Here is a 17,722-nt window from a genome sequence, read left to right on the forward strand (position 1 = left end):
CCCCTGTCAGAATTCGGTGGTCGCGGGTTGTTGATCCGCCTGGGTTTCTGAAGGAGTTTTTGAAGGCCCAGGGGCCCTTCGGGCGATCTGCCCGGCGATCTGCCCGGCAATCTTCAACAAACGATGGTTTATTGAAGATCTTGATCGCTTGGCCTGCGACGGCGGGCCTCCGGCACCGGACATCACGAGCCGGTGGCACGGGTGAAGCGGGCAGCCCACTCCCGGACGAAGTCGACGAACTCGGGAGGGCCGAGCACCTCGAACTCCGCACCCACATTGCCCAGTGCCTGAGTCGGCCAGTCCAGGGTCTGCGAGGTCATCCGTACCCGGCACCGCTGCTCGTCCACCTCCTCGACCGTCGCCCACGGGCCGACGCGCGCGCGAACAGCCGCTGCGGGGGCATGCACAAGCGCTTCGACGGTGTGCGGAACGGGGACGCCGCCGCTCCCCGCACGGACGAAGGCCGAGGCGTCGTCGGCAGGTAGCTCGCGCGGGCGAAACCGCTCTCCGGTCCCGCGCGGACCGTCGAGACGGTCGAGGCGGAAGCTGCGCCAGTCCTGCCGGGTCAGGTCGTAGGCGACCAGGTACCAGCGGTACCCGAGCGAGACCAGCCCGTGGGGCTCGACATGGCGGGCGCTGCGCTCACCGCCGCGGGCGGTGTAGGAGAAGCGAAGTCGTTCCTCGTCCCGGCACGCCTGTGCGATGGCGGTCAGCAGACCGGCCTCGACGGTCTGCCCACCGCCCTCGACCGAGGGCACGGTCACCACTCGCAGGGCGTCGACCCGTCGGCGCAGTCGCGCCGGCATGACCTGCACGACCTTGGTGAACGCGCGGATCGAGGACTCCTCGATTCCGGTAACCGCGCCCTGGGCGGCCGCACGCAACCCGATGGCGAGCGCGACCGCCTCCTCGTCGTCGAGCACCAACGGCGGCAGGGCGGCGCCTGCCGTGAGCTGGTAGCCGCCATCGACGCCGCGACTGGCCTCGACCGGGTAGCCCAACTCGCGCAGCCGGTCGACGTCGCGCCGCAGGGTGCGCACGGAAACACCGAGCCTGTCGGCCAGCTCGCCGCCGGGCCAGTGCCGGTGGGTCTGGAGCAGGGACAGCAGCCGCAGAGTCCGTGAACTTGTGTTCGCCATGCCCTCCAGGATGGCGGCAATTGAGGTCGGAAAGTGACCGCTATGGCTCATAGCGTGGGTCTCACGAGAACGGCACGGGCCCAGGCCGGGTGCGCCGACTGATCGAAACGAGGAGAACCATGACCGACAGCACGATGTCGACGACCCCCGACACGATGTGGGAGGTGCGACTGGCCAAACACCTGAAGGGCGACCTCGGGACCGACACCTTTGACCTCATACAGGTGCCGACACCCGAGCCGGCCACGGGAGAGGTACTGGTCCGCACGGACTACCTGGGTCTGTCGGTGGCGTACCTGGAGATGCTGCGGGCTGACTCCCGTCTGCCGATCCCGCCGTGGGAGGTCGGCCAGCGCATCGGCGGCGGCGCGGTGGGCACGGTCGTGCGGTCCATCAGTGCGGACCTGGCCGTCGGCGACCGGGTATGCACCATGGCCGGCTGGTGCGAGTACTCGGCCGGGCCTGCCGACCAGTACCTCAAGGTGGACCCCGACCTGTTCCCGAGCCCGGTGCACTACCTCAGCCAGGGGCCCACCGCCTACTACGGGATGTCCGAGATCGCCAAGGCCGGTGCCAGCGATGTCGTCTTCGTCTCCGGCGCGGCGGGCGGCGTCGGGTCGCTGGCCGGACAGATCGCCAAGTGCCGGGGCGCCGCGAAGGTGATCGGTAGCGCGGGTAGCCAGGCGAAGATCGACTACCTGGTTGACGAGCTCGGCTTCGACGCGGCGTTCGACTACCACGACGGCCCCGTCCTCGATCATCTTCGGGACCTGGCGCCCGAGGGCATTACCGTGTTCTTCGACAACGTCGGCGGAGAGCAGTTCGACGCGGCGGTCGAGGCGGCGGCGCCGGGGGCCCGCTTCGCGCTGTGCGGCGCGCTGGCCACTCAGATCGGCGACCACGAGGACCGGTTCCCCGAGCCGGATCTCGCTGCGGCGGCCGCCAAGGGGATCGAGGTTCTGCCGTTCTCCACCTATCACACCCCGGAGCAGGTCGCGGCGTGGACCGAGCGCTTCAGTACGTGGTTGAGCGAGGACCGCTTCGTGTTCCCCCACACGATCGTGGAAGGCGGCCTCTCGGCAGCTCCCCAGGCGCTCGCCTCCCTGCTGAAGGGCAGCTACAAGGGCAACGTCTCCGTCAGGGTCGCCGGCTGAGGACCGAAGCACGCCGCCCGTCACACACGGACGGGCGACGCGCTCCCGGTGACGTCCCCACCATCCAAGGAGAACCGGCACCACATGACCGACGCCTCCGTGCTGTCCACCCGCACCCTGAACCGGACACTGCTCCAGCGACAGTTCCTGGCCGCCCGAACCTCCCGCCCGGTACTTGACGTCGTCGAACACCTGGTCGCTCTGCAGGGGCAGGAGCCCAACTGGCCTTACGTGGGGCTGTGGACCCGGCTGGCCGACTTCCGGCATGACGACCTGATGGCACTGCTCCGCGACGGGCGCGTGGTGCGCTCCACAGCCCTACGCAGCACCCAGCACCTGACCAGCAGCAACGACTTCCGCTGGCTGCGGCCCGTCGTCCAGACCGTCCTGGACCGCACCGCCCGGGCGCAGTACTTCGCCGCGCAGACCGCCGGGTTGGACATTGCCGAGCTCACCGACGCCGGTCGGGAGCTGATGGCTGGCCAAACCCTGCCTCGGCGGAAGCTCGCCCTGTCGCTCGCCGAGCGCTTCCCGGGCCGCGACGGCCGCGTGCTCGCGGGGGCGGTGGAGCTGCGGGTACCGATGGTGCACGCCCCGGCCACCGGCGCCTGGGGCGCCTGGGGCAACCGCCCCAACATCGCCATCACCCTCGCGGAGCACTGGATCGGCCGACCGATGGCAGCGCCACGAGTCGAGACGATGATCCGCCGCTACCTGGCGGCGTTCGGCCCGGCTGGCGTCATGGACATCCAGACATGGTCGGGGCTGACCCGCCTGCGTGAGACTCTCGACGGGCTGCGGTCACAGCTGCGCGTCTTCCACGACGAGCGGGGCACTGAGCTCTTCGACCTGCCCGACGCGCCGCTCGCCGACCCGGACCTGCCCGTCCCCGTGCGATTTCTGCCCGCCTTCGACAACCTCCTCCTCGGGCACACGGACCGCGCCCGAGTGATCAGCGAGGCAGACCGCAAGCTGGTGATGCCGGGTCAGGCCATGGTGCGGCCCACCTTCCTCGTTGACGGCTTCGTCCACGGCACATGGTCGGTGAAGGGCTCCGTACTGCTCATCTCCCCCTTCCGGCCGCTGTCGCAAGCGGACACACAGGCAGTACTGGACGAGGCCGAGCGGCTTCTCGCCTTCGTCGCACCTGATGCGATCAAGCGGGGGGTCACGTTGACCTGAGAACGACGGGACGTTTCCCCCGCATGCGGCGGCCGCCTCGTCCTCGCCGAGCACGCTGAAGTCCATGTCCAGGTGGGCGTCGTAGTCGTCCGGGGTGATGCCGAGCTCGTGGGTGGAGTGCTCGCCGAACCGTTCGATGTGCTCGGTCAGGTAGGGGGAGATCTGGGCCAGGTCCAGCGGGTCGACGACCGGGCCCTCGGCCTGCAGTTCGCGGACGACGTCGGCGATGTCCCGGGTGTTGTGGAAAATCACCAGGTTGGCCAGCAGCGAGGTGAACTTCACGTCCTTCTCCTGCTCGACCGGGTTGTTCGCCGCCAGCGTGCCCCGCTGCCCGAAGCGGACCCAGTCCGAGAAGCCGGTGAACGCCTCGACCTTGTTGGTCGCGGCCGTCACCCGGCTGCGGAGCGGCGCATCCGAGAGGTAGCGCAGCGGCTGGACGGTGCGGATCACCCGCCCGACCTCGCAGAAGGCGGTGTAGGTGGCGTTGCGGCGCGAGCCGGAGCGAAGCCGCTTGAGTAGCCGACCGAGCCCTTCAGCCCGCCAGTTGCACTCGGGCTCGCCCCCCAGCACGTACAGCTCGGGCAGATTGACGACGATCGCCGCCTGGCGCTGCGCGCGATAACCACCACTGTCTCTTCGCCGGCGCTCGGATTTTTCTCCCTGTGCGGAACGAACGGCGGCACGAAGACGCAGTCACCGGGCGAGGTGCGGATCCGGGCCTCCTCGGGCCCATCGCTCGATTCATCGAGGAACACGAACTCCGGGCTGGCCCTTCACCACATGGATCGCCGACTCGGAGGCGCGGTGATGATGGTTGGACGAGGCGGTCTGCGCCACGCAGTCGTCGGCTGGATCGGGGTGGAAGTCGTTGCGGCCGGTGGATGCGGCTCGGCCGGGCGGGGAAGTTGCGTGGGTGGCCGTGGCGTTCCTGCTCGTGGGGCGGGCAGGGTGTGCGCCGCTGCGCATGTTCTGGCGGAGTGGCAACGCCGGGCGCCGTGATTCCGGCACAGCGAGGCCGGAGAGTGCGCCGTCCACCCACGTAACGATGGGCAAGCGGTGGGATCGGAACAGCCTGGTACCGGCTAGCTAGGCACTGTCGCCCTCCGCCGCAACAGCCTGTCGTCGGCGCAGGAGAGCGGCGATCCGGAGGCACCAGTCCCTGTTCTCCTCCTCGAAGGCGAGGCCCCGCAGACAGGTCAGATACGGTCCGATTCGCTCGCCCCTGAGCAGAAACTCGTCCTCGTCCATCTCGCCACGCAGTTGCCGCAGCAGGTTGCCGAAGAGCTCGACCTTGGCGGAGGCGGCGGCCGCCCGTTCGTCCAGCTGATCGATGACCGGACCGCTTCCGATGTGATCGGCGGCCTGGACCTTGACGACCAGGTCATCGCGGATGAACCCCGGCTTCGCACTGGCCGCGGCGAATTGCTCCAGCTCGGCCATCCCGGCGTTGGTGACGTGGAACAGCCGCTTGTTGGGCCGGGTCTCCTGCAACACCTGTCGGCCTGCCACCAGCCCGTCCTTCTCCAGCTTGGCCAGTTCGGCGTACAGCTGCTGAGGCAGCGCGTGCCAGAAGTTCGCCACGCCGACGTCGAACGCCTTGGCCAGCTGATACCCGCTGTACTCCCCGTCCAGCAGTGCCGCCAGCACCGCATGCCGCAAGGCCATGGACCCGACCCCCTTCCCTTTCGCTGCCTGTTCCTTCATGGTACTCATGAAAGTGAGTAGTCAGATTCTTGAGTATGGAGGCTGATGATGTCTGCCGGGACCGCGGACCGTTTCCGCGCCGCTGTCGAAAAGCGCGATCTCGCCGCACTGGACGGCCTGTTCACCGAGGACGTTCGCCTCTACAGCCCGGTGAAGTTCACTCCGTTCGAGGGGCGGCCCATGGTGCTCGGGCTGTTCGGGGTCCTGCTGCGTACGTTCGAGGAACTCCGCTACATCGGCCACTTGGACGGGTCGGCCGAGACCAGCACGGACGGGGCGCAGGCCCCGTCCGAGATTTTGCTGTTCCGGGCGAATGTGAACGGCAAGCAGATCCATGGCATCGACCTGCTGCAGTTCGACGAGACGGGCCTGATCAAGGAGTTCACGGTGATGGTCCGCCCGCAGTCCGCGGTGCAGGTCCTGGGCGCGGCGGTCCTGGAGGGTCTGGTCACGGACGGCCTCGTCCCGGCTCCGGACGCCGGCTGAATCGCGCCACGACGGTGGGAAGGGGCACTCATGTGATCTTGGTCTGAACCCCGAGCGTATGGCCAGTTGGACCTGGTGAGGGCTGACTGAAAGTCGCTTGTGTCGTCAACTCTTGCCGGATTCTGCGCCGTTGGTGTGGACGCGTCGGTGGGTATGGTCCAGTCCAAGTGCAAGGCCGCCTTCCGAAGCCTGCAACATCAGGGCATACGTGGTGATGGATCTCGCCGGCACGCGAAGAAGGCAGCCGCAGCCATCGGTGCCTCACTCGCACCCGTACTGGCCCTGAGCCTTCCGGCCGGTTCCGCCGGCGCCCACGGATACATCTCGTCACCTCCGAGCCGCCAGGCTCAGTGCGCCGCCGGGACGGTGAGCTGCGGAGACATCAAGTACGAGCCGCAGAGCGTGGAAGGTCCCAAAGGGCTGACCAACTGCAGCGGTGGCAACAGCCGGGTTGCTGAACTCGACGACGGCTCCAAGGGGTGGAAGGTCAGCCCCGTGAGCCGGACCACGTCCTTCCAGTGGGTCTGACAGCCTGGCGCGCCACATGCACATGGCAGTATTTCGCAGGCGGGCAGAAGATCGCCGAATTCAACAACAATGGTGCGCAGCCCGGTGCCACCGTCACCCATCAGGTGAGTTTCGGCGGCCTGACGGGCAAGCAGAAGATCCTCGCGGTCTGGAACATCGTGGACACCGCCAACGCTTTCTACGCCTGCATCGATGTGAACGTCGGCTGACCGACGGGCCCGGCCCGGGCCCGTCTCCGGGGGGCTGGCGTCGGACGCCCCATTTCCCGCTGGGAAGCCCTCTCCTGAAATCTCTGCCGTGCCGAAGACCGAGCGGTGTACCACGACTGGGACGACCCGTTCGCGCGACCGGAAGACGTCGTCGCGCTGGCGGCGGAACTCACCGATTCCGGGGCCGACTGGCAGTTCCACGCGTTCGGCCGGACCGTGCACTCCTTCATGGCCAGCAGGGTGCCGCCAGTGATAGCCACCGCAGCGGTGCCGAACGCCGCGGCGAGGACCGGGGCGGACAGCTGGCCAACGGGGATCGACGCGAACGACCCGAACTCCATGACGTGCGGGCTGCCGGCTGTGCCCGGCGTCGTCGAGGACCCGGTGCTCACTATGCGGGTCTGACGCAGCCGGCTGCGCGTGCAGCGTGGTCTTGGTTCGTTGATCTGGCGCAGTGTCTGCGCGGATCACAGCTGGGCCTGGGTGTCGTCGTGCCCCAGGACGGTGAGCACGATCGGCGGTACATCCGGGTGGCCCGGCGCGTTCCGGGGTCCGTCGGCGACCTCGGCGTAGAGATTCCGGTCTTCACGCGGACCCTCTGCACGGCCGTGATGTGGTGCCCGATGGCCGCGCGCCCGGGCGGCCGGCCATTCTCACCGTCCACGGGCTCAAGGGCCTCGCGGTAACGCGAAGGCCGAGCAGGCTCTGCCGGGCTGCGCCCAGGACGTACTGGACCGGCCGGTCCCCTGCCGCCTGGCTGTCGGCGGCGCTTCGGTGCAGTCTTACCTTCGTCGGTGGTCCGGCCGTGAGCGTAAGAGCGGCGCTCGCCGCCCCGTTCGGCCGTGGCCTGGTAGGCCGTGCCTGTCCGCGTCGCGATGTCGTCCTCGACTGCCTGGGCCCTGGAATGTGTCGAACCAGCTCAGTGCGTTGTCCGGGGCGTCGATTGCGGGGACTGGCTGGATGGGCGGGCTGATCCTGTCCAGGACCTCCAGGAGGGGATGGCGCCGCTTGGTGTAGGGGAAGTGCTCCGGTTCGTGGATTCTCGGGCTTGTACTCACAAGGACCGGTCGCCTGGCGACGGGTCCTTGTGAGTACCCGTCGCGAGGCGACGGCATCGCCGGCGTCGGTGGGGCAGGTCCGCTGCTTGCTGGGTGAGCCTGCTTACTGGCTGCGCTGCAGGCAGGAGCGAGCCTGCTGTGCCGTGGCCGGGCCGCAAGGCGCCCCTCCGCCTCGACCGGCTGCGTGCCGGGGTCGGTGACGGCTCTACGGACGGTCGCTGCAGGTCAGGGCAGGCGGGACCATGTATGACGGGCATTCAGGACGACGGAATGCACCTCCGGCCCGGGCCGTGTCAACAAAGACACGCTGCCACCAAGGGTGAGCGAACGTCAGAAAGTCGCCCGGACGGGCTAACGGCACATCAACTAGCCAATATATAGGAGCAATTGAGGGTTCATCAGATTAAATGGAAATAGCATATGGGTGTCTCGTGTACCCCGATTGGCGCCCCGAGCGCCAACCCTTCAACGTGTCCGATATGACAGTTATCAGGGCCGTTAGTACGTTCAATCACGGGCCAGCTGCTCAGCCGGCCTCTCTGAGACAGGAGAAGTGACATGGTTACGCGTTCCACTGTCGTTACCGCCGCTCTCGCGGCCGCCGCGGCCCTGGCCGCCACCGGCATCACCTACGCCTCGGCCGCCTCCTCCGAGCCGGCCCAGGCAGCCCCGGTAGTCCAGCAGGCCGCCGCCCCTGTGTCGGCCCTCGACGGCGGCGACTCCGGCAAGGGCAATGAGGGCAAGGGCAACGAGGGCAAGGGTGGTGGCTACGAGAACAAGGGTGGTGGCTACGAGAACAAGGGTCACCGGGAACACTTCGAGGGCCGGATCCAGATCAACGAGCGCACGTACTCCGCCGAAGGGGGCGGCTGCGTCACGGTGGTCAGCGGTCTCGGTTCCAAGACCCTCAACATCCGCAACGACAGCCGCCGGACCGTCGAGGTCTTCCGTGGCGCGACCTGCGACAACGGCGCCCCGCTGGCGACCGTCGGTCCCTGGAGCTCGAGCGATGGCGTCCACCCGGGTCGTGTCCGGGGCGGCGTGAAGGTCCACAACGGAGTCGTGGGCAGCTTCCGAGTGATCGAGCGCCACCACGGCGGCAAGGGCGGCGGCGACTTCGGCGACTTCGGCGACGACTACTGAGACCGGTGATCGAGCACCATCACGGTGGTCGGTAACCGGGCACCACTACAAAGGCAAGTGATCGATTCACTCGCCTGACGCAGAACCCCGGCCCGCCGGAATCGGGCCGGGGTTCCAGTCTGGATACTTCTGCCAGGCCATACTAGAGCCGGACGGCGAGGCGCTGCCAGCCCAGCCGGAACAGCCGCGCACCGTACACGGCCATCCCCTTCCGGCAGGACCCTGCGACCCGGGCGGCGCGACGTGGCACCGGCGCGGCAGACGCCGCCCACGTACCGGCCGCCCAGGAAACCGCCCAAGCGTCATGCTGAGGCCCCCGATCACCCCTTCCCGCCCCGCGGTCGAATGTGCACCGCACAGTGCCTTGTTGCCTCCCGGTGTCCGTGCCCCGGCGGCCAACACTCGAAGTGGGCACCGACGCTCAAACGGCTGGCCCGTCGGCAGTGTGAGTTCTCGGTCTACCGGCGCCAGCACGTATCACCTCGGGTAGGGCTTCGCCAGGTGGTGTCGTAGCGCAGACTCAGTGTGGACTTCTGACTCCTGCCGGCCCTTGATTCGGACTGGGAAGTCGAGCTGGAGGTGCCCGCCAGCCCCTCGCGCGAGTCAGTCCACGCCGACCCGTTCGTACTCCTGAAGCCGGAGTCGCGGGGCGTTGCAGTGGCCCTTCCCCTATGGGGAGCGAAAGTCCTGTCGGCAGTCGTGTTCTGTCTGGAGGCGGCCTCGCCGTCTCCTCCGGATCAGCAGCGAGTACATGGAGGGCAAACAGCTGCTGGTACCGGATGAGCCGGGCTGGCCGATGGCGGCGCCGACCGACGTGAAATGTCCGGGCGCCGTCTCCACGCAGCCTGCGACATCGCTCATGCCTGCGTTATTCGCCTCGCCAGATGTTGTCGAAGGCCGCCTCGTCGAGCGCTCGCCGTTGCCGTTGGAACTCCAGATCCCTCAACGCGTCATCAACGGCGGCGAGCACCGTCGTCACCGCGTCGTCGGCCACGCTCGGGGAGTCGCCAGTTGGCTTGTCACGGATTCCGACGGCCGCTGCAAGGGCGGCGAGTACGGGCTCATTCGATGTCCAGCGGTCAGCCGCCTCGCGGCGAGCGGGTGAATCGACCAACACCATCTGACCGGCTCGGGAGGGCATCCAGCGCGGGCGGCGTTGCCGAGTGAGCTGTCCATCCGCCTCAAGGGCATCCAGATAGGCCGTGGACAGGCCGCGGCCTCTGCGCCACAGCCAGTCTTCGAGCGACTCGTACGGTGCTTGTCGGACGAGCGACGACGCGGCCTCATCCAACAGGCGATCAGCCATGGCCGGCGGGTGGCTCGGTACTATCTGATCGCCGTCCAGCCTGACGGCCTGGGCGGTCAGGAGGTCGATCACCTCGGCTCCCGCGAGCGCGAGCGACAGATCGCCTCGCTCCAGAGTCCGACTGGCCGCCATGTCCATGGCGCTGATCAACAGGTCCCGCGGTGTGGTCATGAATGGCTCCGTGTCAGGGGCACCAGTAGCGTTGCGTCGCTGATGAGCAGCTGGTCCGGCGCCCGGCGTGACGCCGAGCGTCGAGGTCAGCTGTCGATGGCCACCGCGATCGCTGCGCGGATTTGCTGTGTGTAGCGAGCGGGCGTGAAGTTCGGCCGCCCCGACGTCGTCCACCAGCTTACGGAGCACGGACGGCAACTGCATCCCGCGCTGATGGCCCTGGCCCGCTGGGGGACCGCATATCCCGGCAGAGGTCGGGGTCGGCATGAGTCCCGATGCTCATGCGCTTGGCGATAGTCGCCCCGTACAGGGTGCGTGGAGACGGTGATACTGAGCTCCAGAGGCCGTGCCTGGAAGCGGGCCCGGGGGAAGGTCCCGCCGGACTCCATGAGGCCGACTCTGGTCATCCAAGCGGCAAGTTCCGTGCCACTGCCGACCGGCGAGAAGCCTTCGCCGGTCATGGACCGGACCCCTGAGCGGACTGGCACCTTCCTGGACGCTCACGGTGTCTCGCTGACCAGCGGAAACCGCAATGACATCGCCCAGCTGACGGGCCCATGCTCGCGAAGATCCCCCGATCCCGGGCCTCGTCGAGCGCCCACGAAGACGGCCCGACGCACTGCTCGGGGACCGTGGTTATGGCCATGCCAAGTACCGCCGCCCCGTCCGGGCACAGGGCCTCAAGCCCGTGATCGCCCGCCGCGGTATCCCACTCGGATCCGGACTCGGCGTCCACCGTTGGGTCGTCGAACGCACCATCGCCCCGGCTCCACGGCTTCCGCCGACTACGCATCCGATGGGAACGACACGACGAGATCCACGAAACCTTCCGCTGCCTGTCCACTCCGCCTCATCACCCACCGACACATCCAACGCCTTTGTCAGGCCCTTCTGCGCGCGCAATACTCGTCCGATGGCTACGCCCCCGCACTTCGCGTCGACACGTGACTACGTCTTGCGTCTTGAGGACCTCGGCTTCTGGCAGCCGTACATCGCCGAGATCTTGAAACGCCATGGTCTGACCGTCCCGGGCCAGGAGACGGTGGCCGGCACCGGCGGCACGTTTCCCACATACGTCCACGGCGATGTTGTGGTGAAGCTGCTCGGTCACCTGCCCTCGTGGCGCGGGGCCCACGTCGCTGAGCGCGCGGCGCAGAATCTGCTGGCCACCGACTCCGCCATCGCCGCACCCAGGCTGCTCGGCGAAGGCCGGCTGTTCGATGGTCCCGCCGCCTCGTGGCCCTATTTGATCACCACGCGGATGCCCGGGGCCTCTCTGGAGAGCACCACTGAGGTGACGACGGAACAACGGCTGGAGATCGCTGGGGAACTGGGACGTCAGGTCCGGCGGGTGCACGGTCTCAGCCCTTCAGGAGTCGTCAGCGACCTCCACCTGCCCGTGCTCGACGTGGCAGCGGCCTGCGCGCAGAGTTCGCTGCCGGCGCATCTGGTTGCGCAGGTCGAGGTCTATCTCAATGGACTCCAGCCTTTCGACCGCGTCGTCGTGCACGGTGACTTGACAGCACGTCATACATTCCTTGACGAAGGCCGATTCACCGGAATCATCGACTGGGGCGACACCATGGTGACCGACCGGCACTATGAACTCTGTCAGGTGCACCGCGATGTCTTCCGCTGCGACAAGACGTTGCTGAAGGCCTTCCTGGATGCCAGCGAGTGGCCGGTGGAGAAGGACTTCGCGCGCCAAGCGATGGGTCTCGCCCTGCATCGCCAGGCGCGCGGCGTCGCCCAGCATCACACTATGGACGTCTTTGAACCGGTAGCGGCGCTTCTTCCGCTGCAAGACATCGCGACGCTGGACGACTTGGCTGCGGAGCTCTTCGGAGTCTGACTCGATCGGTATCCTGCGCGGACCGGGCGGAGGGCAGCGGCGTTCTTGGCTCGGAGTTCGGTCGCCTCTTTCATGCGGTCCCTGTATGTCGCGGTGAGGGTCGGTTGTTACGACGCTTCGGGGATCGTACTGAGCAGGAGGTTACGGCCCGGTGGCTGAACAGACGGTTTCGCAGCGGCGGTACCGAAATCCTCGGCGGGCGAGGGCGGGAGGGCAGGCCATGGAGGCGGGCGGCCCGGTCAGTTTCACGTTGAGGACGAGGACGGAAGGCACTGGGGCGACCGAGATCCAGACGACGGCGTCCGTGAACATCTTCTGGATGCCGACCGTGAGCTTCGCGCGCTCGGCGTCGTCGAGCGTGGCGAGGGCCTTCTTCACCTTGGCGTCGTACGCGGCGTCCTTTAAGAGCGTCCGCCAGTAGGTCATGGATGTGGTGAAGTTGGCGGCACGACGGGCACGAATTTGATGATCACGGAGTTCTCTACGCTCTGTGACCATCGGGAGAGTTCGTGTCCGTCGTGCCTGCGTCCATCATCACTCCGATCCGTGAGGAGTTCCTCCGTCTGCTGCCCGCCCGGCCGGTCACGCACCCGCTGGGCTGCCACAACCCGCGGATCGAGGACGCGGTGGTCTTCGACCGGCTCGTTCTGGCATTGGTGTCGGGGATGGGCTACGAACGGGTCGCAGACGGGGCGTGTTCGGCCACGACGATCCGGCGCCGGCGAGACGAGTGGATCGCTGCCGGTGTCGCCGACCACCTGGTCCTCGCGGTGCTGCGGGCCTACGACCAGATGGTGGGCCTTGAGCTGGAGGACCTGGCCGCGGACGGCTGTATCACCAAGTCACCCGCGGGCGGCGAGTGCGCCGGTCGGTCCCCGGTGGACCGGGGCAAGCAGGGCCTCAAGCGGTCCCAGCTCACCGACAGCTACGGCATACCCGTGGTCACGGTGCCCGCCGGAGCGAACATCCGTGACCACGCGCTGCTGCCCCAAACCCTCGACGCCTTCGCCGAGTTGACCCAACAGCTCGGACATGTCCCGCAGCACCCGGCCCTGAGCCTGGACGCCGGCTACGACTACCAGCCCGTCTACCGCAACCTGGCCGAGCGTGACATCACACCCCGGATCACGAAGCGGGGCACGAAAACCCCGATCCACACCGACGGCCGCTGGGTCGTAGAGCGCACAAACTCGTGGATGAACAACTTCGGCAGACTCCGCCGCAACACCGAACGCCGCTGCGCCTGCACCGAGTTCTTCCTTCAGCTGGCCACCGCCATCATCACCGTCCGCAGCCTCATCCGCAGGGCCTGGTACACCCACCGCTGGGACACCCGGCCCGCCAGCCCCCGCATCCGCTAAGCGGCTACGGCGAAGTCAAGTGCTGGTCCTTCTCGGCGGCAGCTTTGGCAGCTCGATCGATCGTCGCTCGGTGGGCATCCCACAAGGCTGCGTCGCGCTGATCAGTCGCGTATTCGGCTGTTGTCCCAGTCGAGCCGTCGAGTTGTTCGCGCAGGATGTCGGCGTGTCCAGCGTGCCGGCTGGTCTCGGTGAGCACGTGGACCAGGATGTTGAACAGCTTCACGTTGGGGCGTGGCCACCAGGGCACGTGGCCGGGGGAGTCGATGGTGAGGGCGTTGATCGTCGCGTCTGAGTGCTCCCATACGCGACGGTAGTGGTCGGTGATCTCCTCGCGCGTCTCGTGCTCGGTCGCCCACAGGTCGGCGCCGCGCTCGGCGGTGTCGTCCCACCGGGGCAGAAGTTCGGGGAACGGTCGGCCGAAGACCTCGCCGAAGTACCTGGCCTCCCAAAGCGATAGGTGCTTGACCAGGCCAAGAAGGTTGGTACCTGTCGAGGTCAGCGGGCGACGGATGTCGTACTCACAGAGCCCGTCGAGCTTCCAGAGCATCGCCTTGCGAATCTCTCGCAGGTCGCTGTGCAGGTAGCCCTTCGCAAAGTCATCAATCATGGGGCACGAGCCTGTCATGCGCTGCTGACGGGCTCAACCTGTGACCAGCACTCGTCGGTGAACTTCACCGAAGCCGCTTAGCCACAACTCACCGCCTACTGGCGGACGCTCTAAGCCCACTCAGTTGCATCGATCGTGGGACGGCCCGGGGCTGAGAGGCGCGTGGTCGACCCCGGGGCCAGGCCGCGGGCGCTGCCCCCGAGCCTACGGGTGCCGGCGGGAGTCGTGAGAACGATGTCCGCAGTCGACGGCAGGGCGTGTCCGGCGGTGTCCAGGTCGTCGCCGTGATGGTCGTGGCCGAGCAGAAAGGTGTCGAGTGGGATGTCCGCGGCGGACACGGCGGGACCGGAAGCACGCGTGTCTCTGTCGTGGGCCCCACCGTTCTTTGGGGGATGTTCGAGGCATTCGTCGAGTTGTCTGTGAGGTGTGTCCGCACGGACGGCGGCTGCGTCGGCTCGCTCCTCGGGCCCGGGTCGGCTCAGCAGAGGTAGAAGTCCCGGCGTGCGGCCACGAACGACTCGATCGTCTGCGCCGATTGACCGGTGATGCGCTCGACGTCGTGGGTCGCACGGTCGTAACGGTTCTCCTGGTGCAATCGCGCCATGGTCTCGATGTGCTGCTCGGCATGCGGCGAAAGCCCTGCCTTTGAGAGCACCTCAGTGATCCACTGGTCCAGCGGGACGTCCACATAGGACACCGGGCGGCCCAGCCCCCGGGAGAACTCCTCTGCTACGCCGTTCATGTCCAGCGTGCGCGGCCCGGTCAGCTCGTAGACATGACCCAGGTGCGGGGCCGGTTCGCGCAGCACGGTCGCGACGACCCGTGCCACGTCGCTCGCCGACACCGGTGACGTGCGGCCGGTGCCGAACGGCAGGGCGAGCGTGCCGTTCTCCCGAATCGAGTGCGCGGCGAGCGTGGTGAAGAGCGGGTTGTCGAGGAACATCGTGGGCCGCACGTGTACCACTGGCAGGCCCGACCAGTTGAGCACCTGCTCGGATAGCCAGTGCAGCCGCTGCTGGTGGGACTCGGTGGTGCTGGTGGCGGTCATCTGGGACACCGTCATCTGCGACATGTCCACCAAGCAGTCGAGATGGCCGCGCTCACGTGCGACGGTGGCCACCACGGTCGCCGCCAGCAGGTAGTCCGGCGACACACTCATGCTGAAGTACATCCGGCCGGCACCGTCGAGGGCATCCGCGACATCGGCGGGCCGGGTGAGGTCGCCGACGACTACCTCAGCGCCGAGTGCGCGCAGTTCATCCGCGCGATGGTCGTTGCGGTGCACCATCGCGCGCACCGACACTCCTTGGGCCAGGAGCAAGTCGAGGACGAGGCGGCTCACGCCGCCTGTGCCGCCACCGGCTCCCGTGACGAGAACAAGGTCGCTGGTAACCATCGGTGCGTCTCCTTCAGAGCCAAAGTCTTCGCTTCAGGGTGTCGGCCCTCCTGCGCTGCGTAAGCCTCGGAGCCATGGGAGAAGCTTGGCTGCTCCCAACGCCAGACCACGGGTGCCACGCGCCCGGCCTGGGATCGTTCGCCCCGGCCGAGTTGTCTGCGACGTCAGAGGGTTGAGCCCCAGGTGCATTCGGTCCTGATGGGGCGTCAATGACTGGTTTGTTGCAGGCTTCGCAAGCCCGCGGGCAGGGCGACACCAGAGGGTGCTCGTGGGGACCTGCCCTGGAGGCCGGCAGCAATCTTTCGGATTGCTGGGAGCCGCGCGAACAGGGCTTCTCCGGGGCAGTTGGTCGCATAGCCGTCGCGATGACCGGAGATGGCGTCGAATTCGGAAGAAGTTCCCTTGGTATAGCGGCTCTTGTCGTTCGTGGACGTGAGCCGCACCTTGCTGGTGGGTTCGATGCCGTTCAAGCCGAGCTTCCAGGCGGCGAGGGCTGCGATCGCGCGCTCCATGGCTGCCGGCACGGGAGTGCCTCGTCCGAAGGTGCCGATCGCCGCAATCCCCGTGGTGCCCTGGTTGAACCCGAGGGTATGGGAGCCGACGACGGGGCGGTCGGTACCGCCGGCGCGGCCTTCGTATATGGTGCCGCATTTGTCGACGAGGAAGTTGTAGCCGAGGTCGCCCCATCTCTGGTCACGGGTCTGGCCCGTGTACAGATTGCGCAGTGTGCGCGGGACGTCGGCGCAGTCGTAGCCGTTGGGGGTGTCGGTGTGATGGATGAAGACCGCCGTCACCCCTTGCGCGTAGTGGGCATGTGGGTCGCGCTTGGTCTCGTCGGCCCGCCACTGAGTACGCAACACGATGGCGGGCCGAGGCGCCGCACGGGGGAATGCCACTGACCTCGCTCCGAGGGCCGGGAACGGCAGCGCGGAATCGACAGCCGACTCCGGAACTGCTCCGGCCCGCCATACGGCAAGGGGGCCTTCCGGTGTCGCATCGCCGACGGCACGGGCCGTCGTCACACCGGGCGGTGCCGCCATGAGTGGAACTGCCACAGGGGCCGTTACCCACAGTGCCATTCGGTACAGACGCACGGGAAAACCTTCTTTGTCTTTCGCGCCGAGTGGACGGCGGGAACGCGTATGCCCACAGCTTCGCGGCGGGAGGTTCGCTGCGCGTCCCGGGTTAGTGCAGACAGGCGAGCGTGCCGGCACTCCTGCCGACTGCCGCAGGGCTGTGTGGGTGAGCGCTTCCCCTATCGGGGTGAGGTGTGTGATGACGAGTCGAGGCACGCACAGTCACCCGTGCCAAGCGGGCCGACCGGGTACCTTCCCGGCACCTGACCGAACTCGCCCATGGTTGTGGATTCGACGTCGACCGGCCGGTCCGGCGGGAAGCCGAAGCTTTCTGCCGCTGAGCTCCGGCACCTGGCGGATGTCCCCAGCCGTTGTATCCCGTGACTGCTGGGCAAGCGTGCCGCGGGGCGCCCACGTGAGAGTTGTGTCGAAGGGCATTTGCACCGTTGTCTGGAGGGGTGCACCCGGGGTTGCACCTCAGGCACGATTGCAGGTGTAAAACATTCATTTCGTGATCCTGGGCGTTTTGCCTGGTCATGCCCATGGACAAGCCCCTTTCGCGTGACGGCTGCCGGCAGCCCGCACCCCAGCACCTCGCTGACTCGCATCCACCGACCAGTCCCGTCGGCCGGCCTTTCGGGCGCGCACTCGCGCCGACCGTACGGACCGCCGGACCCTTGGGCTGACGCGTGCGGTGACACATCAGGCAAACCGAGCGTGCTGTCGGGCGGCTCCTGGCACACTGATTTCAGCCCCCTGCTGTCCCTGTCGGCGGGGGCTCTCGCATGTCCGGCGCTTCTTGCGGAAGCAGCACCGTGGGACAGCGATGAGCGAGTGACGTCCCCCGAACGCGTGTCGAACAGTCTTTGGGAAGTCGGCGGGACGGATGTGCAGGAATTCGGTGCTGCGTGGAGATGCTCATGCCCTGCCGAGAGCGCGGCAGCCTGTGCGTGTCGTGTGATGACGTGCTGGAGATCAGCGAACCGGGGGAGGAGTAGGCAGCCGTTTGAGTGCGCGCGGGCTCGGCCCACGACCAGGGCTTCGAGTTCTACCCGGTCTCCACGGCATTTGAGGTGGCTGGTGACGGGGAGACTTGCCGCGCATGTCGACGCGGCTGTGGTGTGGTGCGACGGCAGCGCGTACTGCTTCTGCGGCTTTGAATACGTGAGCTACGACATCGCCGGTGACACGGCAAGCGCGCGCTCCGCGGCGTGTCGACTCGCCGATTGCGGGAGCCGGTCTGCCTGTGAAAGGCCGGGACCGGCGATGGCATCCCGGCTCGGCCAGGCAGCCTTCAGCGAGATCACTCATGCTGCGGCAGAACGGAACGCCAGGGCAGTTGCCGGACAA

Annotated in this window: 15 protein-coding genes and 3 pseudogenes; 9 read left to right on the forward strand and 9 right to left on the reverse strand. The window is 67.5% G+C overall.

Going from position 1 to position 17,722, the window contains the following annotated elements:
- Positions 1–182: 182 nt before the first annotated feature.
- On the reverse strand, positions 183–1,139 hold the full coding sequence (locus OG609_RS39775) for a helix-turn-helix transcriptional regulator (RefSeq protein ID WP_327277261.1): 957 nt from the start codon (positions 1,137–1,139) through the stop codon (positions 183–185).
- Positions 1,140–1,258: 119 nt separating this feature from the next.
- Here OG609_RS39775 and OG609_RS39780 point away from each other — a divergent pair, with 119 nt between their 5' ends.
- A complete protein-coding gene (locus OG609_RS39780; RefSeq protein ID WP_327277262.1) occupies positions 1,259–2,293 on the forward strand; it encodes an NADP-dependent oxidoreductase in 1,035 nt (344 codons plus the stop codon).
- 84 nt (positions 2,294–2,377) lie between these two features.
- Positions 2,378–3,475: a winged helix DNA-binding domain-containing protein gene (locus OG609_RS39785; RefSeq protein WP_327277263.1), complete on the forward strand. Its 1,098-nt coding sequence runs from the start codon at positions 2,378–2,380 to the stop codon at positions 3,473–3,475.
- Positions 3,476–3,655: 180 nt separating this feature from the next.
- Here OG609_RS39785 and OG609_RS46480 read toward each other — a convergent pair.
- The 3 genes and pseudogenes from OG609_RS46480 to OG609_RS39800 all read right to left on the reverse strand — a co-directional run.
- A pseudogene (locus tag OG609_RS46480) lies at positions 3,656–4,045 on the reverse strand (Tn3 family transposase); the annotation flags it as partial.
- Positions 4,031–4,303, reverse strand: a pseudogene (locus OG609_RS39795) (cupin domain-containing protein); the annotation flags it as partial. The pseudogenes OG609_RS39795 and OG609_RS46480, both read right to left, overlap by 15 nt.
- 258 nt (positions 4,304–4,561) lie before the next feature.
- Positions 4,562–5,140: a PadR family transcriptional regulator gene (locus OG609_RS39800; protein WP_327277264.1), complete on the reverse strand. Its 579-nt coding sequence runs from the start codon at positions 5,138–5,140 to the stop codon at positions 4,562–4,564.
- Positions 5,141–5,224: 84 nt separating this feature from the next.
- Between OG609_RS39800 and OG609_RS39805 the strand changes: the two genes are divergently transcribed.
- The 4 genes and pseudogenes from OG609_RS39805 (at position 5,225) to OG609_RS39820 (ending at position 8,603) form a co-directional block, all read left to right on the forward strand.
- Positions 5,225–5,665 carry a nuclear transport factor 2 family protein gene (locus OG609_RS39805; RefSeq protein ID WP_327277265.1) on the forward strand — a complete coding sequence of 147 codons (441 nt, stop codon included), beginning with the start codon at positions 5,225–5,227 and terminating at the stop codon, positions 5,663–5,665.
- A gap of 204 nt (positions 5,666–5,869) precedes the next feature.
- A pseudogene (locus OG609_RS39810) lies at positions 5,870–6,402 on the forward strand (lytic polysaccharide monooxygenase auxiliary activity family 9 protein).
- Between the two features lie 105 nt (positions 6,403–6,507).
- Positions 6,508–6,807, forward strand: coding sequence for a hypothetical protein (locus tag OG609_RS39815; protein ID WP_327277266.1), 300 nt, complete (start codon positions 6,508–6,510; stop codon positions 6,805–6,807).
- 1,211 nt (positions 6,808–8,018) lie between these two features.
- A complete protein-coding gene (locus OG609_RS39820) occupies positions 8,019–8,603 on the forward strand; it encodes a hypothetical protein (RefSeq protein ID WP_327277267.1) in 585 nt (194 codons plus the stop codon).
- A gap of 868 nt (positions 8,604–9,471) precedes the next feature.
- On the opposite strand, the gene OG609_RS39825 is transcribed toward OG609_RS39820, so the two are convergent.
- On the reverse strand, positions 9,472–10,080 hold the full coding sequence (locus tag OG609_RS39825) for a GOLPH3/VPS74 family protein (RefSeq protein ID WP_327277268.1): 609 nt from the start codon (positions 10,078–10,080) through the stop codon (positions 9,472–9,474).
- A 144-nt stretch (positions 10,081–10,224) separates the two neighbouring features.
- Between OG609_RS39825 and OG609_RS46485 the strand changes: the two genes are divergently transcribed.
- Together OG609_RS46485 and OG609_RS39830 are read left to right on the forward strand one after the other, a co-directional pair.
- Positions 10,225–10,377 carry a winged helix-turn-helix transcriptional regulator gene (locus OG609_RS46485; RefSeq protein ID WP_351254331.1) on the forward strand — a complete coding sequence of 51 codons (153 nt, stop codon included), beginning with the start codon at positions 10,225–10,227 and terminating at the stop codon, positions 10,375–10,377.
- Positions 10,378–10,993: 616 nt separating this feature from the next.
- Positions 10,994–11,932 (forward strand): phosphotransferase family protein, encoded by a 939-nt coding sequence (locus OG609_RS39830; protein ID WP_327277269.1) that lies wholly within the window; start codon positions 10,994–10,996, stop codon positions 11,930–11,932.
- Positions 11,933–12,073: 141 nt separating this feature from the next.
- On the opposite strand, the gene OG609_RS39835 is transcribed toward OG609_RS39830, so the two are convergent.
- A complete protein-coding gene (locus tag OG609_RS39835; protein ID WP_327277270.1) occupies positions 12,074–12,358 on the reverse strand; it encodes a hypothetical protein in 285 nt (94 codons plus the stop codon).
- A gap of 83 nt (positions 12,359–12,441) precedes the next feature.
- On the opposite strand from OG609_RS39835, the gene OG609_RS39840 reads away from it, so the two are divergent.
- A complete protein-coding gene (locus OG609_RS39840; protein WP_327277271.1) occupies positions 12,442–13,293 on the forward strand; it encodes an IS5 family transposase in 852 nt (283 codons plus the stop codon).
- A 4-nt stretch (positions 13,294–13,297) separates the two neighbouring features.
- Here the strand turns inward: OG609_RS39840 and OG609_RS39845 are convergent, their stop codons facing one another.
- From OG609_RS39845 to OG609_RS39855, 3 genes are all read right to left on the reverse strand, one after another.
- On the reverse strand, positions 13,298–13,900 hold the full coding sequence (locus tag OG609_RS39845; RefSeq protein ID WP_327277272.1) for a DinB family protein: 603 nt from the start codon (positions 13,898–13,900) through the stop codon (positions 13,298–13,300).
- A 478-nt stretch (positions 13,901–14,378) separates the two neighbouring features.
- On the reverse strand, positions 14,379–15,296 hold the full coding sequence (locus OG609_RS39850; RefSeq protein ID WP_327277273.1) for an NAD(P)H-binding protein: 918 nt from the start codon (positions 15,294–15,296) through the stop codon (positions 14,379–14,381).
- Between the two features lie 206 nt (positions 15,297–15,502).
- The gene (locus OG609_RS39855) at positions 15,503–16,156 is read right to left on the reverse strand and encodes a peptidoglycan recognition protein family protein (protein WP_327277274.1); all 654 of its coding nucleotides are present in this window, start codon (positions 16,154–16,156) and stop codon (positions 15,503–15,505) included.
- Between the last annotated feature and the right edge of the window lie 1,566 nt (positions 16,157–17,722).

It is taken from the genome of Streptomyces sp. NBC_01224, from assembly GCF_036002945.1.
GTDB lineage: Bacteria > Actinomycetota > Actinomycetes > Streptomycetales > Streptomycetaceae > Streptomyces.